We start from the raw sequence: 25,483 nt of genomic DNA on the forward strand, positions 1-25,483 counted from the left end.
TATTAAGCAGAGTGTTCTGCCAGTTGTTTTTCTGCGTCTTCCTCAGCGCGCAACGTGCGTCCTGCGAAAAACATATAAGCCAGTGCAATCAGAATAATGACGGCCATAAACACGATGCCGATGGAGGCAAAGCCCTGCATCATCGGCGGCGCCAGAATTGACCAGTCCGCCATCCCCATCCAGGCGCTCATACCGGTGAGCTTTACCGCCCAGACGCAGCCAAAGATTTCAATCATCCCCATCACCAGACAAATCTTGAGCGCCGCGCGCCAGCCGCCAAAGTGATTAGCAAACACGCCGATAGTGGCATTAGAGAAAAACATCGGGATAAAGCCGGGAATTATCAGGATGGAAGAACCGCAGCCCACGAGGATGCCGACCGCAATCAGTTGGCCGATGGTGCCCCACATGAAGCCCCACACCACCGCGTTGGGAGCAAAGCTGTATATCGCCGCACAGTCAATCGCCAATACCGCACCGGGAATCAGACGCTGCGAGATACCGTTGAACGCTTCTGAAAGTTCGGCGACGAACATACGTACGCCCTGGGTGATGATGAAGATCGCGACGGCAAACGAAAAACCGGTCTGCAGGATGTACACCGTCCAGTGCGTTTTCCCTGCCATCGCCTGAACCACATCAATGCCGAAAGAGAGCAGGATCGCACCGAAGAAAATGGTCATGACAATCGCGGTCGAAACGATGTTGTCATGGAAGATATTCAGCCAGCCAGGCAGTTTGAGATCTTCTACGCTCTCCTCTTTTTTACCCAGATAAGGCGCGACCTTGTAGGCAATCCATGAAGCGAACTGCTGCTGGTGGCCGATGGAAAAACCGCAGCCGTCGGTCACTTCCTGCGTCGGCTTGTACATCATATTGGAGGTAATCCCCCAGTAGAGCGACACCAGCACCGCCGTGCAAATAATGGTTGTCCACATGGAATAGCCGAAGATATAGAAAGAGACCGCAATCAAGCCCGCCTGCTGGAACATGATGTGCCCGGTGAGCATGATGGTGCGAATGCCGGTAATACGCCGTAGCAGTACGTAACAAATGTTCAGCGCCAGCGCCAACAATACGGCATACCCTACCCAACTGTAGGCATCCCCCATTCGTTCGATGGTTGCCATCATGGAGGCATAGGTATCGGAAATCGCACCATTGATACCGTAAACCTCGGACATCTTCGCCACTACCGGTTTAAACGTGCTGGTCAGAATGCCCGATCCCGCCTGCAGCAGCATAAAACCGATAATCGTTTTGATCGTGCCTTTGATAATAACGCTGACGCTTTTGCGCAACAGGATGTAGCCGAGGCAGGTCACAATACCCAACAGCAACGGCGCGTTGGTCATGACCTGATTAAAAAAGACGGTAAAGATGTTGTAGAGGATCTCCATAACGATCTCCAGTAGACGAAGTTGCTGAACATTCATTACAGATGCTCAGGATGTTGTGCCTCCACTCTAATTTTCAAAAGTAATCACAACAAGATTGAATTTGATTAAATGTGATGGAGTACGCAAATAAATCTCTTACCCGAGACAGGGTTTTATTGAGCATTCATAGAGCAAAAAATAAAACTCATAAAAACAATAAAATACAGAAATAGATTCCTGCAAAGCATCCCGTTACGTTGTGAGTTATAGACGCTTTACGACGGAATCAGAAAAATCCACGCATTGCCTTCTTGATAAATTGATGTCAGTATCAATCAAAACAAATCATAATTTGATTCAACTTGAACCAACATGAAGGTAAATGCGATGAGTAAAGTAAAAAGCATCACGCGCGAATCATGGATTCTGAGCACATTCCCGGAGTGGGGAAGCTGGCTGAATGAAGAGATCGAACAGGAACAGGTCGCACCTGGCACCTTTGCTATGTGGTGGCTTGGCTGTACCGGAATTTGGCTAAAGTCGGAAGGCGGGACTAACGTCTGCGTCGATTTCTGGTGCGGAACAGGTAAACAAAGTCACGGTAATCCGCTGATGAAAACCGGTCACCAGATGCAACGCATGGCGGGCGTGAAGAAACTGCAGCCAAACCTGCGTACCACGCCGTTTGTGCTTGATCCGTTTGCCATTCGTCAGATCGATGCGGTGCTGGCTACGCACGATCATAACGATCACATCGACGTAAATGTCGCGGCTGCGGTCATGCAGAACTGCGCGGACGACGTGCCGTTTATTGGACCACAAACCTGTGTGGATCTGTGGGTCGGCTGGGGTGTGCCGAAAGATCGCTGCATCGTGGTAAAACCTGGCGATGTGGTTAAAGTGAAAGATATTGAAATTCACGCGCTTGATGCGTTTGATCGTACCGCGTTGATCACTCTCCCCGCCGATCAGAAAGCGGCGGGCGTGCTGCCGGACGGCATGGACGCGCGCGCCGTTAACTATCTGTTCAAAACGCCAGGCGGCACGCTGTATCACAGCGGCGACTCCCACTACTCCAACTATTATGCAAAACACGGCAACGAGCATCAGATCGACGTCGCGCTCGGATCCTATGGCGAAAACCCGCGTGGCATTACCGACAAGATGACCAGCTCCGACATGCTGCGTATGGCGGAAGCGTTGAATACAAAAGTCGTCATCCCCTTCCATCATGACATCTGGTCAAATTTCCAGGCCGACCCTCAGGAGATTCGCGTATTGTGGGAGATGAAAAAAGATCGTCTGAAATATGGCTTTAAGCCATTTATCTGGCAGGTCGGTGGCAAATTCACCTGGCCGCTGGATAAAGATAACTTTGAATACCACTATCCACGCGGCTTTGATGATTGTTTCACGATTGAACCGGATCTACCGTTTAAATCCTTCTTGTGATCCACACCAAATGCCGGGCCTAACCCGGCATTTTTTCCCATTTACTTTAGTATTTCCAGGCTATTTCAAATATCATCTTTTCAAATCAATTTGTATCGGAATAGCTCATGACTGAAGCACAAAGACATCAAATATTGCTGGATATGCTGGCGCAGTTGGGCTTTGTTACCGTTGAGAACGTAATTGAGCGCCTGGGTATTTCACCCGCCACAGCCCGCCGGGATATCAACAAACTCGACGAAAGCGGCAAACTCAAGAAAGTTCGCAACGGCGCAGAAGCCATCACTCAGCAGCGCCCGCGCTGGACGCCAATGAATCTGCACCAGGCACAGAACCACGATGAAAAAGTTCGTATTGCCAAGGCCGCATCCCAACTGGTGAATGCGGGTGAAAGCGTGGTGATCAACTGCGGCTCGACCGCCTTCCTGCTCGGACGTGAAATGTGCGGCAAGCCAGTGCAGATCATCACTAATTATCTGCCGCTGGCGAACTATTTGATCGACCAGGAGCATGAGAGCGTGATCATCATGGGAGGGCAATACAACAAAAGCCAATCCATCACGCTTAGCCCGCAAGGTAGTGAAAATAGCCTGTATGCCGGGCACTGGATGTTCACCAGCGGCAAAGGGTTGACCGCAGATGGACTGTATAAAACCGATATGCTGACCGCGATGGCGGAGCAGAAGATGCTTAACGTGGTGGGCAAACTGGTGGTATTGGTCGATAGCAGTAAGGTCGGTGAACGCGCGGGGATGCTGTTCAGCCGCGCCGATCAAATAGATATGCTGATTACCGGCAAAAATGCGAACCCTGAGATCCTGCAACAGCTCGAAGCTCAGGGCGTGAGCATTATGCGCGTTTAAAGGTGCTGGCGGAAAAACGTCACCGTCGCAGCCAGCGCTTCTGGCGTAATGCGGTGGCGTACGCCTGCTTCCCACAGGCAGGTCAAATTATTGTCCAGACCGGCCTGAATCAGCGCCTGCTGTAAGCGGAAGGTTTCAACAGCCGGTACCACATCATCTTCCTGCCCGTGCCATAGCAGCAACGGCCTGTCGGCCAGGCGTGGCAACTGGTGCGTCACTTCCCATTCGGCCAGCGGCGCGATGAGGGCATCAAACTCAGCCTGCTGTTCTGGCGTCTGGACCAATAAAGGCGGAAAAAGCGTCTGCGCAAGCCGGGTAAAGTAGCCCGAACCCATCAGGCTGGCTACACATTTAACCTCGGGATAGCGGGCCATAATGCCCAGGGCCGTCATTCCCCCCATTGACGCCCCGCCTACGGCAAGCCGTTCATCTGACAACCAATTTTCTGCTACCAGCGCCGCACGTAACGTCGAAAACTCCTGCATGTTTTGCTGCAATATGTGCCAAAAGCGGTATATCCGCCCCTGTGCGTCACCCTTGAAGCGGGCACCATGGTCTGGCGCATCTGGCATCACTACCCGGAATCCGGCCTGAACCAGAGCAACGGCAAAATAGCTGTAGACCAGGCTGGAAGATGTAAATCCGTGATAAAAAATAATACAGGGGAGTGAACAGTCGCGTTTGCCAGCCGGAACGGCGTGCAGAACAGGGATACCCGCCAACTGTCGTGTTTCAATTTCGATCATTTGTCGCCTCTTTCTTTCTGGTATGCCATGCAGCAATACTTAACGCAAGCGAATGTGTTCGACAATGATTCATAATGTTGAGAACTGGGTTACGCTTTCGCAACATTTTCATTCGAAAATCGCGTGAGAGATAACAATTCGGGAACATTCCCCTAAAGGGAAATTAATAAGGCACTACACTATGGCTATCAGGAAACGAGATAGAGTTATGCGTCGGTTTGCCTCTTTGTTGCTGGTTTTATTTTTAAGCGCCTGTAGCGTGCTACAGGGAACGCCGCAACCCGCACCGCCCGTTGCCGACCACCCGCAGGAGATTCGCCGTAACCAGAGTAATGGGTTACAGCGAATAGGGACGGTCAGCGCGCTGGTAAGAGGCTCACCGGATGATGCGCTGGCTGAAATCCGCGACAAAGCCGTCGCGGCAAAAGCTGATTATTATGTGGTCTTATTAGTCGATGAGACCATTGTGACAGGCCAATGGTATTCACAAGCGATTTTGTATCGTAAATAATATTGGCTTGAAATTTAGTCAGCTTTACATTGCTTTGCGCCCCTATGCGTTTACCTGTGCACAATAAACCAACAGCAGGAAGCTTGAGGTTTATTATCGCGATGGAATGCCCTGCCGTGTGTAGGGGTACGAATAATGGAGCTGACGATGAAACAATCACTAGCCTTATCCTCACTGCTGCTTTCTACCGGACTGGTAGGTACTACGGCGCAGTCTGCCGAGTTCGCCAGTGCTGACTGTGTTACCGGCCTGAACGAAATAGGGCTGATATCCGTCAGTAACATTGCAGGAAATCCGCAGGATGTAGAACGCGTCGTTGCGTTAAAAGCGGATGAACAAGGCGCCTCATGGTATCGGATCATTCAAATGTATGAAGATCAGCACCCCGATAACTGGCGCGTCCAGGCCATACTCTATGCGTAACAGATTGCCGGATGGGGTAAACTTATCCGGCCTGTTTTAACCCAGGCATTATGATAAGACGCGCCAGCGTCGCCATCAGGCATATTATTACCGTAATCCTCCCGTTGCCCGTAGCAGCAGATCATTCTGTACCTGTTCAGACAATCGTCGTCCACCACGCGTATCCAACATCATCTGACACCAGGCCTGCGCCACTGGCGGAGAGGCATAGCGCAACATTTGCGCCCCGCAACCGAGCAGGAAAAGCTGCTGCGTAATCTCCCGGCCCAATTCTTCACTGGGTTTACGCAGGTGTTGCTGCAATTGACGAACCATCCGATCGTAATGACGATCCTGCCCTTTGACCTCTGCAAAGGCTTCGCTGAGCATATCGTAGATACCGGGTTGTTTTGTCAGCACCCGCAATACATCAAGGCACATAATGTTGCCGGAGCCTTCCCAAATACTGTTTACCGGCATCTCACGGTACAGACGTGGCAACTCACTCTCCTCGCAGTAGCCAATCCCACCCAATACTTCCATCGCCTCAGCGACAAACGGCATCCCACTTTTGCAGACAGAATATTTCGCCGCTGGCGTGAACAACCGAGCCCACAGCGCTTCTTTGGCCTCAGCGCGGCGGTCCCAGGCCCGTGCCAACCGAAACAGTAGCGCGGTCTGACCTTCCAGTTGGAGCGCCATTCGGCTTAAGACCTGACGCATCATCGGCTGTTCAATCAATGGCTTGCCAAATACCTGTCGTTGGTGCGCATGATAAATCGCCACGGAAAAGGCACGTCGCATCATGCTATGGCTGCCGAGCGCACAGTCAAAACGCGTCATCCCGCCCATTTTCAGGATATGGCGTATACCTTCCCCTTCATCACCCAGCAGCCAGCCAATGGCATCCTGGAACTCAACCTCACAGCTGGCATTGGAGCGATTGCCTAACTTATCTTTAAGCCGTTCAAGACGGATGGCATTACGCCGCCCATCGGGTAAAAATCGCGGTACAAAAAAGCAGGATAATCCTCCCTTTGCCTGCGCCAGCACCAAATGAGCATCACTTTGCGGCACGGAGAAAAACCACTTATGTCCCACCAACCGATACGAGCCGTCTGCGAGGCGTTCCGCCTGAGTAGTATTGCTCAGCACATCTGAGCCACCCTGTTTCTCGGTCATTCCCATGCCAATCAGCAGCCCACGCTTTTGCCCACCCGGCAGTAAATGCGAGTCATAGCGGTCGCTTAGCAGCGGCGTAAACCAGTCGTGAAATTGTGAAGGTAGCATCTGCAGTAACAGCGGCGTGGCGGCAAAGGTCATGGTCACCGGACACAAAGTGCCTGCTTCCACCTGCGCATGCAGCATGAAACGCGCCGCACGGGCAACAAATGTTCCCTGCCGCGCTTCGTCTTCCCAGGCAAGGTTATGTACACGGTTAGCGCACAGTCCCTGCATCAGCAAATGCCAGGCAGGATGGAAACGCACATCGTCCAGTCGCTGCCCCTGCGGGTCGTAACGCAAAAGTTCGGGTGGAAAAGCATTCGCCAGGCGACCCAGTTCAAGCGATTCCGCGGTGCCTAACTGCTGGCCAATACTCGCCAACAGATCGCTATCCCAGCCCGCCCCTTCGCGGATAACCGCTTCACACAGGGCGCCATCAGACAGGTATAAGTTACTGTTATTGAGCGGTACAGGTTGGTTAAAAACGGTATGCGTTTGCCAGTACATTGTGTCTCCCTCCTTCAACGGCTGCGCCATTAAGTATGGCCAGCCAGACAAGAGAGTGCCTGGGATTCAGGTCACAAAAAAGCCATCCCGAGGGATGGCTTAAGAGATATAGAGAATGAATTAGCCGCGCTGGCGAACGGCCTCAAACAGGCAAATGCCGGTCGCGACTGAAACGTTTAGCGACGAAACGCTCCCTGCCATCGGGATACTGATCAGTTCGTCACAATGCTCACGAGTCAGACGACGCATACCTTCGCCTTCAGCCCCCATGACCAGCGCCATACGTCCGGTCATTTTGCTCTGATAGAGAGTATGGTCGGCTTCACCAGCGGTGCCCACAATCCAGATATTCTCTTCCTGCAGCATACGCATCGTGCGCGCCAGGTTAGTTACGCGGATCAGCGGTACGCTTTCAGCCGCGCCACAGGCCACTTTTTTCGCCGTCGCATTCAACTGTGCGGAGCGATCCTTCGGTACGATAACAGCATGTACGCCGGCAGCATCTGCGCTACGCAGGCACGCCCCCAGGTTATGTGGATCGGTGACGCCATCAAGGATCAAAAAGAACGGCTGATCGAGCGCGGCAATCAGATCCGGCAGATCGTTCTCCTGATACTGACGACCCGGCTTCACGCGCGCAATAATCCCCTGATGTACCGCACCCTCGCTTTTCTCATCCAGGAACTGGCGATTAGCCAGTTGAATGACAACGCCCTGCGCTTCCAGTGCATGGATCAACGGCAGCAGGCGTTTATCTTCACGACCTTTGAGAATAAAGACGTCCTGGAAGCGCTCAGGCGCACGTTCCAGCAGAGCCTGCACCGCGTGGATGCCGTAAATCATTTCACTCATGAATGTACTCGTTAATAGTTTGTGCGTAACGCCGGGCAACATGACAGTTGCCCGGCTTACAGTTTATGACTGTTATTGTGCGACGTTCTTTTTCGCCGCGCGTTTAGCTTTGGTGGCGGCAGCGATTTTAAGCGTTTTTGCTGATGGCTTTTTCGCTTTTTTATCGCCTTTCTTCTCAGCCGTTTTTTTATCCACCTGAGGTTTGGCTCTGCCTTTCTTCTCGCCGCGGAAAGCGCTGTCCGGCTCGAAATTCACCTTTTTGCCCATCTGACGACGTTTACCGGTATTTTTACCTGCATCGCCTTTTTTGGCTTTTTCGCGCGCGGTTTTCCCCTCATTGCGCGGCGCACGTTCGCTGGAGATCAAACTGAAATCGATTTTACGCTCGTCCATGTTGACCGCTTCCACGCGAACTTCCACGCGATCGCCCAGGCGATACATCTGACCGCTTGATTCACCCGTCAGGCGCTGCCCAACCTGGTCAAAGCGGTAGTAGTCGTTATCCAGGGAGGAGACATGCACCAGACCGTCGATAAACAGTTCGTCAAGACGGACAAAGAAGCCAAACCCGGTCACGCTGGCGATCACGCCTTTAAAGACGTTACCTACCTGATCCAACATGAAGTCACACTTCAGCCAGTCAGAGACGTCGCGCGTAGCTTCGTCAGCACGGCGTTCGGCCATCGAACAGTGCTGGCCCAGTTGCAGCATCTCTTCCATCGAATAATGATAACCACCGGTTTCCGTGGTGTTGCCTTTATGGCCCTGCTCCTGCGCCAACAAATATTTAATTGCACGGTGCAAAGAGAGATCCGGGTAACGACGGATCGGCGAGGTAAAGTGCGCATAAGATTGCAGCGCCAGGCCGAAGTGACCACGGTTTTCCGGATCGTAAATCGCCTGCTTCATCGAGCGCAGCAGCATAGTTTGCAGCATTTCCGCATCAGGACGGTCAGCAATCGACTCCAGCAGTTCAGCGTAATCGCGCGGCTCAGGTTTGTTGCCGCCAGGCAGTTCCAGACCCAGTTCAGCCAGTACGGAACGGAAGGAGGTAATCGCTTCGGTCGTCGGCTTATCGTGAATACGGAACAACGCTGGCTCTTTGGCTTTCTCAACGAATCGCGCCGCTGAGATATTCGCCATGATCATGCACTCTTCAATCAGTTTGTGCGCGTCGTTACGTTGCGTCTGCTCAATACGTTCGATACGACGTTCAGCGTTGAAGATAAACTTCGCTTCTTCACTTTCAAATGAGATACCGCCGCGCTCTTCACGGGCTTTATCCAGCACTTTGTAGAGATTATGCAGCTCTTCAATGTGTTTCACTAACGGCGCGTACTGCTCGCGCAATTCCTGATCGCCTTGCAGCATGTGCCAGACTTTGGTGTAGGTCAGACGCGCATGGGAGCTCATTACCGCTTCGTAGAATTTAAAGCCGGTTAACCGACCTTTCGACGAAATGGTCATTTCGCACACCATACACAGACGGTCTACCTGCGGGTTGAGCGAACACAATCCGTTAGACAGCACTTCCGGCAGCATCGGGACAACCTGCGACGGGAAGTAGACAGACGTGCCACGGCTGCGCGCTTCCTGATCCAGCGGAGTCGGCGGACGAACGTAATAGCTTACGTCAGCAATCGCCACCCATAAACGCCAGCCACCGCCGCGTTTCTTCTCGCAGTAAACCGCATCGTCGAAGTCACGCGCATCTTCGCCATCAATAGTGACCAACGGGAGATCGCGTAGATCGACACGTCCCACTTTCGCTTCTTCCGGCACTTCTTCTTTCAGTCCGGCAACCTGTTTTTCAACTGCCTGCGGCCAGATATACGGGATTTCATGGGTACGCAGGGCCATATCAACAGCCATGCTGGTGCCCATGTTGTCGCCCAATACTTCAACGATTTTACCCACCGCTTTGGTGCGACGGGTTGGACGCTGGGTCAGCTCAACCACGACCACAAAGCCCATACGAGCCCCCATCACCTGTTCCGGCGGAATAAGGATATCGAAGCTCAGGCGGCTGTCGTCCGGGACGACAAACCCGACCCCAGCGTCGGTGAAGTAGCGGCCGACAATCTGGCTGGTTTTCGGCACCAGTACGCGCACAATACGCGCTTCGCGACGACCTTTACGGTCCGCGCCCAGCGGCTGCGCCAGCACCTGATCGCCATGAATGCAGGTTTTCATCTGCTCGCTGGACAGGTACAGGTCATCTTTGCGGCCTTCGACGCGCAGAAAGCCGTAGCCATCACGGTGGCCAATAACGGTACCTTTCAGCAGGTCAAGACGTTCCGGCAGCGCGTAGCACTGACGACGAGTGAAGACCAGTTGCCCGTCACGCTCCATCGCGCGCAGGCGACGACGCAGCGCTTCTTGCTGTTCTTCACCTTCAATGTTGAGTTCAGCGGCCAGCTCATCGCGGTTGGCCGGTTTTTCACGTTTAGTTAAATGTTCGAGGATAAATTCCCGGCTCGGGATAGGGTTCGCGTATTTTTCAGCTTCGCGTTCCTGGAAAGGATCTTGTGACATCTCGGTTCCTCCGTTGTCATCTCTGATGAAGATTTTCGTCACTCCACCAGCAATAATTTATAAAGCGGTTGATTTTCTTCAACCAAATCAGCAAGTGTGTAGTTGTCCAGTTCCGTGAGAAAACTTTGCACTGCTTTAGAAAGCGCCTGTTTGAGTCGGCAGGCAGGGGTTATGTGGCAAAACTCGCTGCTACAGTTGACCAGCGATAAGGGTTCCAGCTCGCGAACCACATCACCAATACAAATATCCTTAGCGGGTTTACCCAGGCGGATACCGCCATTTTTTCCTCGAATAGCAGTAACAAAGCCCGCCCGGCTAAGTTGATTGATTATTTTGACCATATGATTACGGGACACGCCGTAGACTTCTGTCACCTCAGAAATACTGGTCATACGTCCTTCGGGAAGTGACGCCATGTAGATTAGCGCACGTAATCCGTAATCGGTGAAACTTGTTAACTGCACATCAACCTCAGGAAAAGGGATAAAACGGATAAACCTGGTGGTATTAATTATATTGATGATAAACCAGCCACCAGCCAGGTCGCTAATTTATTTCAGTTCGGGAAGGAAAAAAGCGAGGAACTTACGTGATTTTAAGCCGGATTCTGATGCAAAACGCCTCATCCGGCCTAAGATAGTGCAAGCGCAGCGCCATCCGACGCTACGCCATAACCAGAATTATGCGTCGAACGGGTCGCGCAGGATCATGGTTTCAGTACGGTCTGGGCCAGTTGAGATAATATCAATCGGCACACCGGTCAGTTCTTCAATACGCTTGATGTAGTTCAGTGCTGCCTGCGGCAGACCGCTACGTTCCTTCACGCCAAAGGTGGATTCAGACCAGCCCGGCATGGTTTCGTAAATCGGCTCGATACCTTTCCAGTCGTCAGCCGCCAGCGGAGTCGTTGTAACTTCACGGCCATCCGGCATACGGTAAGCGACACAGATTTTCACCTCTTTCAAACCGTCCAGCACGTCCAGTTTGGTCAGGCAGAAGCCAGACAGGGAGTTAATCTGTACTGCACGACGTACGGCAACGGAGTCCAGCCAACCGGTACGACGACGACGGCCGGTGGTTGCGCCATACTCGTTACCTTGTTTGCACAGGAACTCACCAACGTCATCAAACAGCTCAGTCGGGAACGGACCTGCGCCGACACGAGTAGAGTAAGCTTTGATGATGCCCAGAACGTAATCCACATAACGTGGACCCAGGCCGGAGCCGGTCGCCACGCCACCCGCAGTGGTGTTGGAGGAGGTTACGTACGGATAGGTACCGTGATCGATATCCAGCAGCGTACCCTGCGCGCCTTCGAACATGACGAAATCGCCACGCTTACGCGCCTGGTCCAGCAGATCGGAAACATCAACAACCATAGAGGTCAGGATGTCGGCAATCGCCATCACATCATCCAGCACTTTCTGGTAGTCAACGGCTTCGACTTTATAGAAATTCACCAACTGGAAGTTGTGATATTCCATCACTTCTTTCAGTTTTTCAGCGAAGGTTGCTTTATCAAACAGATCGCCAACGCGCAGACCGCGACGAGCCACTTTGTCTTCATAAGCCGGACCGATACCACGACCGGTAGTACCGATCGCTTTCTCGCCACGCGCTTTCTCACGAGCGTTATCCAACGCAACGTGATAATCAAGGATCAGCGGACACGCTTCAGACAGCAGCAGGCGCTCGCGAACCGGGATACCACGATCTTCCAGCCCTTTCATTTCTTTCATCAGCGCGGACGGAGACAGTACAACACCGTTACCGATGATGCTGATGACATTCTCGCGAAGAATACCTGATGGAATAAGATGGAGGACGGTTTTTTCACCGTTGATTACGAGAGTATGGCCTGCGTTGTGACCACCCTGGTAGCGCACAACATATTTAGCCCGTTCAGTCAGAAGATCGACGATCTTCCCTTTACCTTCGTCACCCCATTGGGTGCCCAGTACGACGACGTTGTTACCCATTTTTCAAAATCACCGTTTGCTTAAAAATGGATTCTACCACCGCTTTTTCAGATATACAGCACTTTTTGCATGCTAAAATCCGCAAATTAGGCTACTTATTGATCAGCCAATCGTTTTCCTCAACATGTAGTAGACCACAACGCCCGCGACCACAAGACCTCCACCAAAACGACGCAAAGTATTTTCGGGAAGTTGCGCCATCGCGGAGATCATTTTCTTCCATGCGCTGGGATAAAGCATAGGACCCAGGCCTTCCAGCACCAAAACCAGCGCGAGCGCCAGTAAGATTGTTGAATTCATTCATCGACCTTATATAAAAAGAAAACCACCGCATCCCTGGGGACGCCGGTGGTTTTGCTGGTTTAAAACCGCTGAAACTATTTTAGCGTGTCGCGGTATTCGGTGTCTTCATGTAGCGGAAGAAATCGCTGTCCGGGCTCATGACCATCACGTCCTGGTTACCTTCGAAGCTCTTCTCGTAAGCGCGCAGGCTACGGATGAAAGCGTAGAAGTCAGGATCCTGGCTGAACGCATCGGCAAACAGCTTAGCCGCTTCCGCATCGCCTTCACCACGCATGATGCGGCCCTGACGTTCAGCTTCTGCCAGCGTTTTCGTTACTTCATAATCCGCCGTTGCACGCAGTTTTTCCGCTTCTTCCTGACCTTGTGAACGATGGCGACGAGCTACCGCTTCACGCTCAGCGCGCATACGGTTGTAGATGGCCTCAGACACTTCAGCAGGCAGGTTGATTTGCTTAATACGCACGTCAACCACTTCAATGCCCAATGCCGCCATACTGTTCGGGTTGATGACCGGTACTTTACCGTTCGTTTCAGCCTGAACACGTTCAGCCGCTTCGGCAATCGCGCTATCCGCCGCCGGTGTCGCGACTTCATCTTCCGTGCCAGCAGAACCGGAGTTCAGCGCGTCACGGACTTCCAGAGTCAGGCGACCACGGGAATCGGTAACGATGTCTTTCACGTCGAGACGACCAATTTCAGAACGCAGACGGTCAGAGAACTTACGTTTCAGCAGAACTTCCGCCTGAGAAACGTCGCCACCGCCCGTTGCCAGGTAGTAACGGCTAAAGTCGCTGATGCGCCACTTAATGTAAGAGTCAACGATCAGGTCTTTCTTCTCTTTGGTGACAAAGCGATCGGCCTGGTTGTCCATGGTTTGGATACGCGCATCCAGCATTTTCACGGATTCAATAAACGGAATCTTGAAGTGCAGGCCTGGTGCAACGACCAACGGCTTGTTGTCATCGTCACGCAGAACTTTACCAAAGCGCAGCGTAATACCGCGCTCGCCTTCTTTGACCACAAAGACAGACATGAACAGAACTACCAGAACGATGATGATAATCGCAATAACTGACTTACGCATCGTTATTCCCCCTGACGCTGGTAGTCGTTACGCTGCGCGTTGGCGCGGCGTTGGTCCATAATATCGCCCTGACTGGTGGACGAGGTGTTGCTTGCTCCAGTGCTGGAGGTCGTCGCTGGCGGCAGACGCAGCAGGTTTGAACTGCTGTCGCTCTTGGCTGCTGGCGCACTACCGCCTTTCAGCATTTGATCCAGCGGCAGAACCATCAGATTGCTGCCCTTATCGTTAACCAGAACTTTGCGAGTATGACTCAGCACTTTTTCCATGGTCTCGATATACAGACGCTCGCGAGTAATTTGCGGTGCGGCTTTATATTCCGGCAGAATTTTAGCGAAGCGAGCCACTTCACCCTGTGCTTCCAGGATGGTTTGCGTTTTGTAAGCACGCGCTTCTTCCAGAATACGCTGCGCCTGACCATTCGCACGAGGTTGCACTTCGTTGGTGTACGCTTCCGCTTCACGGATGTATTGCTGTTCGTTTTCACGCGCGGCAATCGCATCGTCAAACGCGGCTTTAACCTCTTCCGGCGGACGTGCTGCCTGGAAGTTGACGTCCAGCAGGGTGATACCCATGTTGTACGGACGGATCGTTTCTTCCAGTTCACGCTGGGTATCGCTACGAATAACGGTACGCCCTTCGGTCAGGATACGGTCCATAGTGTATTTACCGATAACGCCACGCAGTGCGCTGTCGGTTGCCTGACGCAGACTGTCATCCGCGCTGGTTACGCTAAACAGGTAACGCTGCGGATCGGTTACGCGGTACTGCACGTTCATTTCAACGCGCACGACGTTTTCGTCAGATGTCAGCATGACGCCGGATGCGGCAAGTTCACGCACGGCTTCAACGTTGACCGGGGTCACTTCGTCGATAAAGGTCGGTTTCCAGTTCAGACCCGGCTCAACCAAATGGCTGAATTTACCGAAGCGTGTCACCACGCCGCGTTCCGCTTCTTTAATGGTATAGAAACCGCTGGCCGCCCAGATAATGACGATAGCGGCCGCTGCGATAGTAAAGACCCGACCGCCCAGTTGCGGACGCGGACCTTGCGATGAACTACCGCCGCCAGAACCAGTACCTTTACCACCGCCCAGACCACCGAGCTTTTTGCTCAGTTTGCGGAAGATATCATCCAGATCGGGAGGTCCCTGATCGCGACCACCTTTGTTTCCATTTCCCTCAGGGTTGCCGCCAGGTTTGCTGCTTCCCCACGGGTCGCGGTCTTGTCCGTTATTACCGGGCTGATTCCACGCCATGTTTGTGCTCCATATTTGTTATGCGGTGATATACCCCGTTTTTTGCACTACAGGGGCGTTACCGCCGACCTGCAACCCAAAATTCGATGAGTATTGGGCAAAAAATCCCCAGGCATTTCCTCCCGGTCAGATAATGTAATCTGCCAGGGTCGGTTCTTGTTTACAGAGGCGACGCCAGTCTACGATCGGCATACGAACCTGCAGACCTACGCTGCCGTCCTCCTCCATCCACTCTTTTTCTATTGCCTGAAGTTGGTAAAACCGGCTTCTCAGACGCCCTTCCTGCGGCGGCAAACGCAACGTATGCTGCGCTACCTCACCGGAAAGCCGCTCAGTCAAAGCCTGAAAAAGCTGTGGTATTCCTATTCCCGTTTGCGCTGAAACCCAAACGCGAATGGGTTTATTCTCTTCATCTCTGTCGATACGCGGTTCAAAGTCATCCAGCATATCGATTTTATTCATCACCAGCAGGGTCGGGATCTCATGCGCATCGATCTCCTCAAGCACCGTATCAACGGCCTCGATGTTTTCTTGCACACGAAAATCTGCTGCATCAATAACGTGCAGCAGCAATGTCGCCTGACGTGTTTCCTGCAAGGTGGCTTTAAACGCCGCCACCAGGTCGTGCGGTAAGTGGCGGATAAACCCTACGGTATCCGCCAGCACGGTTTCACCGACATCCGCAACGTCGATCCGGCGCAGGGTCGGGTCCAGGGTCGCAAACAGCTGATCCGCTGCGTAGACCCGGGCTTCAGTTATCTGATTGAACAGGGTGGATTTTCCGGCGTTGGTATATCCCACCAGTGATACGGTCGGGACATCCGCTTTCTTACGCGACTGTCGCCCCTGCTCACGTTGCTTTTCAACTTTTTCCAGGCGCGACTGTATCTGCAAAATGCGATTACGCAGCAAACGACGGTCGGTTTCGAGCTGGGTTTCACCCGGACCGCGCAAACCAATCCCGCCCTTTTGCCTTTCAAGGTGGGTCCAGCCACGGACCAGACGCGTAGCCATATGGCGCAGCTGCGCCAGCTCAACCTGCAACTTACCCTCATGGGTTCGCGCACGCTGGGCAAAAATATCCAGAATAAGACCAGTCCTGTCGATAACCAGACACTGGCACAATTGTTCCAGGTTACGTTCCTGGGCAGGGCTTAGAGCATGATCAAAAATCACCACCGCAGCGCCAGTCGCTTTTACGGCTTCGGCAATTTCGATTGCCTTACCTTCACCAACAAAATACTTCGGGTGCGGTGCTTTACGGCTCCCGGTAATCACCTGCATTGCTTCGACACCGGCGGAAGAAACCAGAGATTCAAACTCCTGGAGATCTTCCATATCTTTGTCTTGCGAAAAATAGATGTGTACCAGTACCGCCTGCTCACCGGCATCATAACGGTCAAACAAGCGTCAACCCCTTAATATGTATCAACGGGGAACGCAGGTTCGCTGGCTCCCCGTATGTAAAACAGCGATCAACCTTATTCGGTTTCTTCGCTGTCCTGTTGCGCAGATGAACCTTGCGCGTTGCTACCGTGATGGTAGTTGCTGCCAGTGCCGCCGGTGGCATTATTGCTGTGATGAGAAACCGGGCGAGACGGGACAACAGTAGAAATCGCGTGCTTATAAACCATCTGGCTGACCGTGTTCTTCAACAGGATCACGAACTGATCAAAAGACTCGATTTGACCTTGCAGCTTAATACCATTCACCAAATAAATAGAAACTGGAACACGTTCCCGACGCAGTGCGTTCAGGAACGGATCTTGTAAAGATTGCCCCTTAGCCATTCTCTCTTTTCCTTATATGCTTATTTGTACTTTGAACCTTTCGATTCTGAAAAATTGCGCACGATACGTTTCAATTGTACACATTCAGTTCGCGATAGCACCAACAACCTGTAATACTTCGTTTCGCGCCTGGTCAGGCTTTTCACTGTCAAGCCAGTGCACCCCTTCCCAACCACGCAACCAGGTTACCTGCCGCTTCGCCAACTGCCTCGTGGCGCAAACACCTCTATAAACCATTTCATCGTATGAAATTTCGCCTTCAATGTATGACCACATCTGGCGATACCCCACACAACGAATGGAAGGCAAATCCGTATGCAAATCTCCACGGGCAAAAAGCGCCCGGACTTCTGCTTCAAAACCTGAAGCTAACATCTGATGAAAACGCTGCTCAATTCGCTGATGGAGCAGTTCACGGCTCGCCGGGGCGATTGCAAACTGATGCACCTCATACGGCAAAGCATCTCCTGACGTTTGCGTCAGCTCCGTTAAAGTTTTACCCGAAATGAAAAAAACTTCCAGTGCCCGGGAAAGTCTTTGCGGATCATTTGGATGAATACGCGCGGCAGCCACGGGATCGATCTCCTGAAGCTGTCGGTGCAATGCGTCCCACCCGTGCTCTGCCGCCTGCTGCTCAATTCTGGCCCTGACGTCCGGGTCTGCCGACGGTAACGGCGACAGCCCTTCAAGCAATGCTTTGAAATATAACATTGTGCCGCCCACCAGCAGCGGGATACGCCCCGCGGCGGTGATATCGGCCATCTCGGCTAACGCATCGCGGCGAAAATCAGCGGCGGAGTACGCTTGCGACGGATCGCGGATATCCAGCAATCGGTGCGGCGCGGCCTGTAATTCATCTGCATCAGGCTTGGCTGTACCGATATCCATCCCTTTGTAAATAAGGGCGGAATCAACGCTTATCAACTCTACAGGCAAAACTTTACGCAATTCAATTGCTAATGCCGTTTTACCGGAGGCCGTTGGCCCCATTAAAAAAATCGCCTTTGGCAGGCTCGCCTTACGGGTATCACTCATGTTTCAGGGCATTCATTACCGAATGTAAATCAACAGGTTGTAACAGACCACCCGGCGGTGCCTTCACGAGTTGTGGGCAAAGCCGCTCAACATCCGCTAGCAGCGTAATCGCCTGGGCCATGCTCCACTGCGGATGCTCGCTCATCAGGTTACGTGCAATCCACTGTGCAATATTGCCCGGTTCAAATACGGACTGCTGCGCCAGGTAGCCTATCAGTTCAGGAATCAAGATTTGTAAATTTTGTTGGCGTAAGGGTAAAGGCACTGCCCGGATGGTCACATGCTGCGCATCCAGTTGAAATTCAATGCCCAGATCGGCCAGTTGGCTCTGCCCTTTCTGCAGCGCCGCTTTTTCATCGGCGGTCACTTTTAGACGTAAAGGAATCAGCAACGGCTGGGCGCAAACAGTCCCCTCTCCCGGCGTTAACTGCGCCTGACGCAGCCAACGTTCCGCCACCGGTAATGCCAGTAACCGAATATGACCATCACATTCGAGTAAGGCACAGTCCGCACCGACAATCGTTAGCACCCGACCAAAACCTTGACTATTGCCGGTCAGCGGTGCTGATGGCGCTTCAGATACCGGCGCTTTATGCGTTGGAATTGGCGTTTGCAGCAGTTGCTGATAAATCTCACCCTGCTGCTTTTGATATCCAGGCTGGGCATGAGGCCAGCTGGCGCCCGCCTGACGACCACCACCGCCAGCGGGGGCAGAGTAGCGAGGTGCAGCAGCTTCACGCGCCGGAGCGGGCTCAGCAAAATGGTTACGTCCGGCTGCAATGCGGTTTTCCGGGATGTGCCGGGGGGCGGGCTCGTCGTCATCAGCCAACGGCAGCGGCGTTTCAAGCTGCTGTTGCAGGACGCTCAATACGCCCTGGTAGATAAAATCATGCACCAGACGCGACTGATGGAAACGGACCTCATGTTTGGCGGGATGCACGTTGACATCCACCTGATGCGGATCGATTTCCAGGTATAAAACAAATGCAGGCTGCTGATCGGCGCCCAGCTTATCTTCACAGGCCTGGCGGATAGCGTGGTTGATCAGGCGGTCACGCATCATCCGGCCATTCACGTAGCAGTACTGGATTTCCGCCAGCGCCGTCGTCGTGTGGTGCGGATCGGCTACCCAGCCCCGCAGCGTCAAATCGCCATGCTGCCATTCAATCGCCAGCGCATGTTCCAGAAACGGCATACCGCAAATCGCGCCCAGTCGGCGCTCTTTTTGCCCATCTGCTGCCACTGCACGGTACTGACGCACCACTTTGCCGTTGTGCGACAGATTAATCGTCACATCGAACCGCGCCAGCGCAATGCGGCGGATAATCTCGTCGATATGATTAAATTCGGTTTTCTCGGTGCGCATAAACTTGCGCCGCGCCGGGGTGTTGTAGAACAGATCCAACACCTCCAGCGTGGTGCCCACCGGATGCGCGGCGGGTTTCACTGTGACATCCATGTCGCGCCCTTCGGCATAGGCTTGCCAGGCTTCAGATTGCTCTTGCGTGCGCGACGTCAGGGTTAAACGAGAGACTGAGCTAATGCTGGCTAACGCTTCGCCGCGAAACCCGAGGCTCACGATGGCTTCGAGATCGTCAAGCGAGGCAATTTTACTGGTGGCGTGACGCGCCAGCGCCAGCGCCAGCTCGTCTTTTTTAATCCCGCAGCCGTTGTCACGAATACGGATAAGCTTCGCGCCACCACGCTCAATATCAATATCAATGCGCGTCGCACCAGCATCGATACTGTTTTCCACCAGCTCTTTCACCACTGACGCAGGCCGTTCTACCACCTCGCCCGCGGCAATCTGGTTCGCCAACTGTGGCGGTAGAACCTGAATCGGCATGGCTAATCCTTAATTTGTTAACGTGTTGCCAGGCGACACGGCACTGGCGGTTTGCGCCGGCGCTCCCTGCGGCCCGGTTTGCATCGGGTGCGCCTGGAAATAGTTACGCAATCCTTTGTAAATCGCCTCGGCCAGTTGCTGCTGGTAATCATCGCTCGCCAACAGACGCTCTTCGCTGTTGTTACTGATAAAGCCGGTTTCAACCAGCACTGACGGGATATCAGGCGAACGTAATACGCCCAGGCTGGCATGTTCCGGCCGACGTTTATGCATTGAGCCAATACGTTCTAACTGACCGATCATGCTGGTCGCCACATCATACCCGACGCGTTGCGAATGACCGAACTGCAGATCCAGCACGGCCTGACTGAGGTAAGGATCGGCCTGGCTGTTGGCCAGCACATCACCCGCACCGCCTAACAGTTCCGATTGCTTCTCGTGCTGCTCCAACCAGCCTGCCATTTCACTGTTCGCCCGGCGGTTTGACAGTACCCAGACGGAAGCGCCAGTGGCATCCCGGTTTGGCGCGGCATCCGCATGAATCGAAACCAGGAAGTTGGCGTTTTGTTTACGCGCAACGTCGGAACGCCCCATCACCGAGATGAAGTAATCGCCATCGCGGGTGAGAACACCTTTAAACATCGGGTCATCATTCAGCAAACTGCGTAGTTTACGCGCCACGGCAATCGTGACATTTTTCTCACGCGTACCGCCGGGGCCAATTGCGCCGGGATCCTGTCCACCGTGCCCGGCATCAATGGCGATAACCACTTTGTCGCCGCTGTTGGTGCTGGCGCGCGCCGCAGGTCGCGTGGACGTATTACTGCTGGTAACCGCCGTGGTGCGGTCGTTTTCCGCTTTAAACGGGTTACGTGCAGGCTCGACAGGACGCGGGGCGACAACCGGCGCCTCGACACGCTTCGCGACCACCGGAGGCGGTGGCGGCGGCGTATCCGCTTTGATGGTAAACACGACGGTATAATTGCCGCCGTTTTGTCGTTTAACGGCTTCTGCTTTACCGTTCTCGGTTAAATCCACCAGCAGGCGCAGAGACTGCGCGTCTTTTGGCGTACCGGAACGAATAGATTTGACCAGATTATTACCGCTAAACAGCAGCGGTAATCCCTGAATCACACCGGTTTGTTTAATATCCAGCGCGACGGTTCGTTTCCCATCCTGCGAAACGGCGTATTCAGGATCGCCAATAAAGCTCAGCGTAATCCGCGCCTGTTGATCACCATTGGAAACCTGAAGATCGGAGAGGCTGGCGGCCCCTGCCTGCGCGCACAGCAGGACCAGGGTTGCCATCAGCCAGTTTCTGATGCGATAAATCATCCCGCCACCCTTAAGGTTAATCGGCTAAACGCGCCAGCAATAAATCACCCGATGAGGAGACTGCGCTTACGCGCGCCTCTCGACCTTGTGCCTGGTATTCAATGTGTATTTCGACGTCCGGGTCTGGCAGTACACCTTTACCTTGTTGTGGCCATTCCACCAGGCAGATGGCATCATTGGCAAAATAATCACGGATCCCCATAAATTCCAGCTCCTCCGGGTCCGCAAGTCGATACAGATCGAAGTGATAAACCATCAAATTATCGAGCGAATAGGGTTCAACCAGCGTGTAAGTCGGGCTTTTTACATTACCTTTGTGGCCTAACGCCTGCAGGAATCCACGGCTGAAAGTGGTTTTGCCCGCACCCAGGTCGCCGTACAAATAAATTACCGTCGCGCCGTCACAGGCTTTGGCTACCCGCAATCCAAGGTCTAAAGTCGCCTGTTCATCAGGTAGTGGAATTACTCGATTCATCATGATAAACGTCAATCACATCAGGGTTAACAATACGCTGTAGCGTAGTAAAGAGATCGGTCGCCAGCATGCCGCGCGTACCAAAACGCGCCGCCAGCACATCCGCCGCCGCACCGTGCGCAACACATCCCGCACATGCTGCATCATACGGGGTAAGCTTCTGTCCGAGCAATGCGCCAATAATACCGGAAAGCACATCACCCATTCCGCCGCTGGCCATGCCTGCATTGCCGGTATCAATAATACCCAACTCAGCCTGTTCAGCAGCAACAACCGTACCCGCGCCTTTCAGCACTACCACGCCTCCGTACCGTTTTACCAGACGTTGTGCACAAAGTAAGCGATCGTCTTCAATTTCTGCAATGGAACAGCCCAGCAGTCGCGCGGCTTCTCCCGGATGCGGCGTGATCACGCGATTGTGACGTTTATCGGGGTTGATTGCCAGCAGGTTCAGTGCATCGGCATCCCAGAGCATCGGTTTGCGAAAATTCTCGACCTTTTGCAGCGCTTTTTTGCCCCACTCCTGCTGACCAAGCCCAGGGCCAATCACAACAACATCCGCCCACGCCAGGCTTTCATCCAGAGTCTGCGGCGTTAGCGTATCAACCATCAGTTCCGGCCTGGCGGTCAGAATCGGCGCGATGTTTTCACTGTGGGTCAGCACTTTGACCAGCCCGGCTCCTGCACGCAGCGCCGCTTCACCGGCCATACGTATTGCGCCTGCCGTCCCGTGGTCACCGCCGATAATCACCAGCCGACCGTGGGAACCTTTGTGCGAGGTAGGTCGGCGTGGCGTTAGCCAGTGCGCAAGCTGTTGAGCATCAAAACGTTGAATTGGCGCATTCTGCCCAACCAGCCAGTCGTCCAACCCAAGCGCGTTAACATGCAGGCGTCCGGTGACATCGCGCGCTTTACCAGTTAACAGGCCTGGTTTGAGTGCAATAAAGGTGACGGTATGCGCCGCATTGATGACCGATCCCGGTGTCGCTCCGGTTTGTGCCAGCAGGCCGGAAGGAATATCGATCGCCACGATGGGAGCTGGGTAAGTATTGGCACGTTCAATCAATACCGAGAGAGAGTCACGCGGCGCGTACTTTAAGCCAGTCCCTGACAGCGCGTCGATGATGACGTCCACGCGACCAGGCCAGGTGATATCCGCAGCATGAATGACGCCACCGGCATTAAGCCAGGCGTCGCGCGCATGCTGTGCTTCCTCCGGGAGCGGTTTGTCACTCTCTTGCGCCAATAGCGTGACCTCAAGCCCTTGCGCTTTGGCGAGCCTTGCCACCACGTAGCCATCGCCGCCATTGTTACCATGGCCGCACAGCACCAGCCAGTGCTGGGCATGCGGATAGGCTTCGCGCGAGACCTGAAACGCAGCCTCTCCCGCCCGTTGCATCAGTTCGTATAACGTCAGCCCTAAACTGTCTGCTGCCTCTCGCTCCATCCGCCTGATGTCATCGGCGTGCCAGATGGAGTGTGGTATACTTGCGGGGTTTTTCTTCATTGTATGGTCCATCATGTCAGAGCCCCTCGATCTCAATCAGTTAGCGCAAAATATTAAGCAGTGGGGGCTGGAGCTTGGCTTTCAGCAGGTCGGTATTGCCGATACCGACCTCAGCGAAGCGGAGCCCAAACTGCAGGCCTGGCTGGATCAACACTATCACGGCGAGATGGACTGGATGGCCCGTCACGGCATGATGCGCGCCCGACCTCACGAATTATTGCCTGGTACGCTACGTGTCATCAGCGTACGTATGAACTATCTCCCTGCCAAGGCGGCCTTTGCCAGCACGTTGAAAAACCCCTCTCTGGGTTACGTCAGTCGCTACGCGCTTGGGCGCGACTACCATAAGCTGCTGCGTAACCGCTTAAAAAAGCTGGGCGAGATGATTCAACAACACTGCGTTTCGCTGAATTTTAGACCTTTTGTCGATTCCGCGCCCATTCTTGAGCGTCCGCTGGCGGAAAAAGCCGGGCTTGGCTGGACAGGTAAGCACTCACTTATCCTCAATCGCGAAGCCGGTTCATTTTTCTTCCTCGGTGAATTGCTGGTCAACCTGCCCTTGCCGGTCGATAAGCCAGTAGAAGAAGGATGCGGGAAATGCGTCGCCTGTATGACCATCTGTCCCACCGGGGCCATCGTTGAACCCTACACCGTAGATGCGCGCCGTTGTATCTCTTATCTCACTATCGAACTGGAAGGCGCTATCCCTGAAGCGTTTCGACCCTTGTTGGGGAATCGCATTTACGGCTGCGATGATTGTCAGCTCATTTGTCCCTGGAACCGCTATTCGCAGTTGACGGTCGAGGATGACTTTAGCCCACGCAAGCAGCTTCATGCTCCGGAGTTAATAGAGCTGTTTAGCTGGAGCGAAGCGTGGTTTTTAAAAGTCACTGAGGGGTCTGCCATTCGTCGTATCGGTCATCTGCGCTGGCTGCGAAATATCGCTGTTGCGTTGGGCAATGCACCCTGGGATGAAGCCGTAATTAACGCCCTGGAAAACCGTAGAGGTGAGCACTCACTTCTCGACGAACACATAGAGTGGGCGGTTGCTCAGCAAATTGAGAAGCGAAACGCCTGCGTAGTTGAGGTGCAGTTGCCGAAGAAACAACGTTTAGTCAGGGTCATCGAAAAGGGTCTACCGCGCGACGCTTAAGTCATCCACAGCTTGTGTATAAAAATAAAAACACATTGATATTCAAGAGGGAAAAAATCGTCAAGTGATCGCATTAACAATTTGAAATGATAATTAATCCAATAATTTCAATGTGTTAAAATGATACTATTAACCAGGCGAAGTTTTTTGCATTCCAGGAATAATACCCGGGCCTGTGGATAAGTCTGTTTACAAGAGTATGTCAACGACGAAACAAAACGTCCCCAACGCGATTCTTCGTTGTGGATATTTTTTTGAGATAAGAATTTGGAGCGGGAAACGAGACTCGAACTCGCGACCCCGACCTTGGCAAGGTCGTGCTCTACCAACTGAGCTATTCCCGCTTGGGTGCGTCTGTGCTTAACAAGCACTTTCAAATTTTGGAGCGGGAAACGAGACTCGAACTCGCGACCCCGACCTTGGCAAGGTCGTGCTCTACCAACTGAGCTATTCCCGCAAATTTGTTGCTGCCGTAATTCGCATTTCTGCGTCGTTACGGGAGGCGCATTATACGAGAAATCCGTTTAGCTGCAACCCCCCTGAATACGTTTTTTTTGAAAATCCGTTCAAGTGATTACTTTACAATCAGGTTGAACAATTTAGCGTCAAAACCCCGGTGACGCAAGCCACCGGAGAATAAAATCAAAGCTTAATAAAATGTTCGCGATAGTAAGCAAGCTCAGCAACCGACTCACGGATGTCATCCATCGCCTGATGCGTTCCTTGCTTGGTGAAGCCAGCAAGGATCTCCGGCTTCCAACGACGCGCCAGCTCTTTCAGCGTGCTGACGTCGAGATAGCGGTAATGGAAATACGCCTCCAGCTCCGGCATGTATTTAAACAGGAAACGACGATCCTGGCCGATGCTGTTGCCGCAGATAGGTGATTTTCCTGCCGGAACCCATTCTTGCAAAAATGCCAGCGTAGCCAGTTCTGCTTCGCGATCGCCCATGGTGCTCGCCTTCACACGCTCCACCAACCCGCTACCGGTATGCGTACGTACGTTCCAGTCATCCATTAATGCGAGTTGTTCGTCGGACTGGTGCACTGCAATCGTCGGTCCTTCAGCCAGAATATTTAAGTTGGCATCCGTCACCAGCGTGGCGATCTCAATAATGCGATCGCGCTCGGGATCCAGACCTGTCATCTCCAGATCGATCCAAATCAGGTTGTTTTCATTGGCACTCATGCTATTTTCCACCCTTCAGCGTCACATTCAGTGTGACTATATTCATCTAAAATTGCGTGTA

General features: G+C 53.1%; 23 protein-coding genes and 2 tRNA genes. 5 read left to right on the forward strand and 20 right to left on the reverse strand.

Annotation, left to right across the window (positions count from 1 at the left end):
• Positions 1-2: 2 nt before the first annotated feature.
• The gene (gene ulaA, locus FDX14_RS19770) at positions 3-1,400 is read right to left on the reverse strand and encodes a PTS ascorbate transporter subunit IIC (protein WP_040232971.1); all 1,398 of its coding nucleotides are present in this window, start codon (positions 1,398-1,400) and stop codon (positions 3-5) included.
• Between the two features lie 366 nt (positions 1,401-1,766).
• Between ulaA and ulaG the strand changes: the two genes are divergently transcribed.
• A complete protein-coding gene (ulaG, locus tag FDX14_RS19775) occupies positions 1,767-2,831 on the forward strand; it encodes an L-ascorbate 6-phosphate lactonase (RefSeq protein ID WP_038636551.1) in 1,065 nt (354 codons plus the stop codon).
• A 107-nt stretch (positions 2,832-2,938) separates the two neighbouring features.
• A complete protein-coding gene (gene ulaR / locus FDX14_RS19780; protein WP_042312798.1) occupies positions 2,939-3,694 on the forward strand; it encodes an HTH-type transcriptional regulator UlaR in 756 nt (251 codons plus the stop codon).
• Here ulaR and yjfP read toward each other — a convergent pair.
• Complete coding sequence (gene yjfP, locus FDX14_RS19785; RefSeq protein ID WP_061382732.1) at positions 3,691-4,440, reverse strand: esterase; 750 nt, start codon at positions 4,438-4,440, stop codon at positions 3,691-3,693. The two genes, ulaR and yjfP, sit on opposite strands and share 4 nt — an antisense overlap.
• A gap of 181 nt (positions 4,441-4,621) precedes the next feature.
• Here yjfP and bsmA point away from each other — a divergent pair, with 181 nt between their 5' ends.
• Together bsmA and yjfN are read left to right on the forward strand one after the other, a co-directional pair.
• The gene (bsmA, locus tag FDX14_RS19790) at positions 4,622-4,951 is read left to right on the forward strand and encodes a biofilm peroxide resistance protein BsmA (protein ID WP_038636544.1); all 330 of its coding nucleotides are present in this window, start codon (positions 4,622-4,624) and stop codon (positions 4,949-4,951) included.
• Positions 4,952-5,098: 147 nt separating this feature from the next.
• Positions 5,099-5,374, forward strand: a complete 276-nt coding sequence (yjfN, locus tag FDX14_RS19795; protein ID WP_077223936.1) for a DUF1471 family protease activator YjfN — start codon at positions 5,099-5,101, stop codon at positions 5,372-5,374.
• An 87-nt stretch (positions 5,375-5,461) separates the two neighbouring features.
• On the opposite strand, the gene FDX14_RS19800 is transcribed toward yjfN, so the two are convergent.
• The 15 genes from FDX14_RS19800 to nnr all read right to left on the reverse strand — a co-directional run bounded on the left by FDX14_RS19800 (position 5,462) and on the right by nnr (position 23,096).
• Entirely contained in the window at positions 5,462-7,084 is a 1,623-nt protein-coding gene (locus tag FDX14_RS19800) for an isovaleryl-CoA dehydrogenase (RefSeq protein WP_137350100.1), read from the reverse strand.
• A gap of 120 nt (positions 7,085-7,204) precedes the next feature.
• A complete protein-coding gene (rlmB, locus tag FDX14_RS19805) occupies positions 7,205-7,936 on the reverse strand; it encodes a 23S rRNA (guanosine(2251)-2'-O)-methyltransferase RlmB (RefSeq protein WP_038636534.1) in 732 nt (243 codons plus the stop codon).
• Positions 7,937-8,008: 72 nt separating this feature from the next.
• Positions 8,009-10,471 carry a ribonuclease R gene (rnr, locus tag FDX14_RS19810; protein WP_079225631.1) on the reverse strand — a complete coding sequence of 821 codons (2,463 nt, stop codon included), beginning with the start codon at positions 10,469-10,471 and terminating at the stop codon, positions 8,009-8,011.
• A gap of 38 nt (positions 10,472-10,509) precedes the next feature.
• Positions 10,510-10,935, reverse strand: coding sequence for a nitric oxide-sensing transcriptional repressor NsrR (gene nsrR, locus FDX14_RS19815; protein ID WP_038636528.1), 426 nt, complete (start codon positions 10,933-10,935; stop codon positions 10,510-10,512).
• A gap of 216 nt (positions 10,936-11,151) precedes the next feature.
• The gene (gene purA / locus FDX14_RS19820; RefSeq protein WP_003025606.1) at positions 11,152-12,450 is read right to left on the reverse strand and encodes an adenylosuccinate synthase; all 1,299 of its coding nucleotides are present in this window, start codon (positions 12,448-12,450) and stop codon (positions 11,152-11,154) included.
• A 102-nt stretch (positions 12,451-12,552) separates the two neighbouring features.
• Positions 12,553-12,750, reverse strand: coding sequence for a DUF2065 domain-containing protein (locus FDX14_RS19825; RefSeq protein WP_042312802.1), 198 nt, complete (start codon positions 12,748-12,750; stop codon positions 12,553-12,555).
• A gap of 82 nt (positions 12,751-12,832) precedes the next feature.
• Positions 12,833-13,837 carry a protease modulator HflC gene (gene hflC / locus FDX14_RS19830; RefSeq protein WP_042312803.1) on the reverse strand — a complete coding sequence of 335 codons (1,005 nt, stop codon included), beginning with the start codon at positions 13,835-13,837 and terminating at the stop codon, positions 12,833-12,835.
• Between the two features lie 2 nt (positions 13,838-13,839).
• Positions 13,840-15,093 carry an FtsH protease activity modulator HflK gene (gene hflK / locus FDX14_RS19835; RefSeq protein ID WP_042312805.1) on the reverse strand — a complete coding sequence of 418 codons (1,254 nt, stop codon included), beginning with the start codon at positions 15,091-15,093 and terminating at the stop codon, positions 13,840-13,842.
• 126 nt (positions 15,094-15,219) lie between these two features.
• Positions 15,220-16,500: a ribosome rescue GTPase HflX gene (gene hflX / locus FDX14_RS19840; protein WP_042312807.1), complete on the reverse strand. Its 1,281-nt coding sequence runs from the start codon at positions 16,498-16,500 to the stop codon at positions 15,220-15,222.
• A 74-nt stretch (positions 16,501-16,574) separates the two neighbouring features.
• Positions 16,575-16,883, reverse strand: coding sequence for an RNA chaperone Hfq (gene hfq / locus FDX14_RS19845; protein ID WP_003025584.1), 309 nt, complete (start codon positions 16,881-16,883; stop codon positions 16,575-16,577).
• An 84-nt stretch (positions 16,884-16,967) separates the two neighbouring features.
• The gene (miaA, locus tag FDX14_RS19850; protein ID WP_038636521.1) at positions 16,968-17,918 is read right to left on the reverse strand and encodes a tRNA (adenosine(37)-N6)-dimethylallyltransferase MiaA; all 951 of its coding nucleotides are present in this window, start codon (positions 17,916-17,918) and stop codon (positions 16,968-16,970) included.
• Complete coding sequence (gene mutL / locus FDX14_RS19855) at positions 17,911-19,764, reverse strand: DNA mismatch repair endonuclease MutL (protein ID WP_137350101.1); 1,854 nt, start codon at positions 19,762-19,764, stop codon at positions 17,911-17,913. Before mutL ends, miaA begins: the two co-directional genes overlap by 8 nt.
• A 9-nt stretch (positions 19,765-19,773) precedes the next feature.
• Positions 19,774-21,099, reverse strand: a complete 1,326-nt coding sequence (amiB, locus tag FDX14_RS19860) for an N-acetylmuramoyl-L-alanine amidase AmiB (RefSeq protein WP_042312814.1) — start codon at positions 21,097-21,099, stop codon at positions 19,774-19,776.
• A gap of 16 nt (positions 21,100-21,115) precedes the next feature.
• On the reverse strand, positions 21,116-21,577 hold the full coding sequence (gene tsaE, locus FDX14_RS19865) for a tRNA (adenosine(37)-N6)-threonylcarbamoyltransferase complex ATPase subunit type 1 TsaE (protein ID WP_008786002.1): 462 nt from the start codon (positions 21,575-21,577) through the stop codon (positions 21,116-21,118).
• Positions 21,549-23,096, reverse strand: a complete 1,548-nt coding sequence (gene nnr, locus FDX14_RS19870) for a bifunctional ADP-dependent NAD(P)H-hydrate dehydratase/NAD(P)H-hydrate epimerase (RefSeq protein WP_137350102.1) — start codon at positions 23,094-23,096, stop codon at positions 21,549-21,551. The genes tsaE and nnr overlap by 29 nt, the downstream gene beginning before the upstream one ends.
• Here nnr and queG point away from each other — a divergent pair.
• On the forward strand, positions 23,095-24,234 hold the full coding sequence (gene queG / locus FDX14_RS19875; protein WP_137350103.1) for a tRNA epoxyqueuosine(34) reductase QueG: 1,140 nt from the start codon (positions 23,095-23,097) through the stop codon (positions 24,232-24,234). The genes nnr and queG overlap by 2 nt on opposite strands.
• Positions 24,235-24,502: 268 nt before the next feature.
• Here queG and FDX14_RS19880 read toward each other — a convergent pair.
• The 3 genes from FDX14_RS19880 to orn form a co-directional block, all read right to left on the reverse strand.
• Positions 24,503-24,578 (reverse strand) — tRNA-Gly (locus FDX14_RS19880).
• A gap of 37 nt (positions 24,579-24,615) precedes the next feature.
• Positions 24,616-24,691: transfer RNA gene (locus FDX14_RS19885), tRNA-Gly, on the reverse strand.
• 185 nt (positions 24,692-24,876) lie between these two features.
• Positions 24,877-25,422, reverse strand: a complete 546-nt coding sequence (orn, locus tag FDX14_RS19890) for an oligoribonuclease (RefSeq protein ID WP_006686300.1) — start codon at positions 25,420-25,422, stop codon at positions 24,877-24,879.
• Positions 25,423-25,483 lie beyond the last annotated feature (61 nt).

The organism is Citrobacter sp. wls710 (assembly GCF_005281115.1).
GTDB lineage: Bacteria > Pseudomonadota > Gammaproteobacteria > Enterobacterales > Enterobacteriaceae > Citrobacter > Citrobacter werkmanii.

Bases quoted from the DNA above. Each gene is read 5' to 3' on its own strand.
- yjfN (WP_077223936.1), top strand. From the start codon at position 5,099: ATGAAACAATCACTAGCCTTATCCTCACTGCTGCTTTCTACCGGACTG.
- tsaE (WP_008786002.1), bottom strand. From the start codon at position 21,577: ATGATGAATCGAGTAATTCCACTACCTGATGAACAGGCGACTTTAGAC.
- hflC (WP_042312803.1), bottom strand. From the start codon at position 13,837: ATGCGTAAGTCAGTTATTGCGATTATCATCATCGTTCTGGTAGTTCTG.
- queG (WP_137350103.1), top strand. From the start codon at position 23,095: ATGTCAGAGCCCCTCGATCTCAATCAGTTAGCGCAAAATATTAAGCAG.
- FDX14_RS19825 (WP_042312802.1), bottom strand. From the start codon at position 12,750: ATGAATTCAACAATCTTACTGGCGCTCGCGCTGGTTTTGGTGCTGGAA.
- ulaA (WP_040232971.1), bottom strand. From the start codon at position 1,400: ATGGAGATCCTCTACAACATCTTTACCGTCTTTTTTAATCAGGTCATG.
- nnr (WP_137350102.1), bottom strand. From the start codon at position 23,096: ATGATGGACCATACAATGAAGAAAAACCCCGCAAGTATACCACACTCC.
- ulaR (WP_042312798.1), top strand. From the start codon at position 2,939: ATGACTGAAGCACAAAGACATCAAATATTGCTGGATATGCTGGCGCAG.
- miaA (WP_038636521.1), bottom strand. From the start codon at position 17,918: ATGAGTGATACCCGTAAGGCGAGCCTGCCAAAGGCGATTTTTTTAATG.
- rnr (WP_079225631.1), bottom strand. From the start codon at position 10,471: ATGTCACAAGATCCTTTCCAGGAACGCGAAGCTGAAAAATACGCGAAC.
- amiB (WP_042312814.1), bottom strand. From the start codon at position 21,099: ATGATTTATCGCATCAGAAACTGGCTGATGGCAACCCTGGTCCTGCTG.
- FDX14_RS19800 (WP_137350100.1), bottom strand. From the start codon at position 7,084: ATGTACTGGCAAACGCATACCGTTTTTAACCAACCTGTACCGCTCAAT.
- hfq (WP_003025584.1), bottom strand. From the start codon at position 16,883: ATGGCTAAGGGGCAATCTTTACAAGATCCGTTCCTGAACGCACTGCGT.
- mutL (WP_137350101.1), bottom strand. From the start codon at position 19,764: ATGCCGATTCAGGTTCTACCGCCACAGTTGGCGAACCAGATTGCCGCG.
- rlmB (WP_038636534.1), bottom strand. From the start codon at position 7,936: ATGAGTGAAATGATTTACGGCATCCACGCGGTGCAGGCTCTGCTGGAA.
- purA (WP_003025606.1), bottom strand. From the start codon at position 12,450: ATGGGTAACAACGTCGTCGTACTGGGCACCCAATGGGGTGACGAAGGT.
- ulaG (WP_038636551.1), top strand. From the start codon at position 1,767: ATGAGTAAAGTAAAAAGCATCACGCGCGAATCATGGATTCTGAGCACA.
- yjfP (WP_061382732.1), bottom strand. From the start codon at position 4,440: ATGATCGAAATTGAAACACGACAGTTGGCGGGTATCCCTGTTCTGCAC.
- hflK (WP_042312805.1), bottom strand. From the start codon at position 15,093: ATGGCGTGGAATCAGCCCGGTAATAACGGACAAGACCGCGACCCGTGG.
- bsmA (WP_038636544.1), top strand. From the start codon at position 4,622: ATGGCTATCAGGAAACGAGATAGAGTTATGCGTCGGTTTGCCTCTTTG.
- orn (WP_006686300.1), bottom strand. From the start codon at position 25,422: ATGAGTGCCAATGAAAACAACCTGATTTGGATCGATCTGGAGATGACA.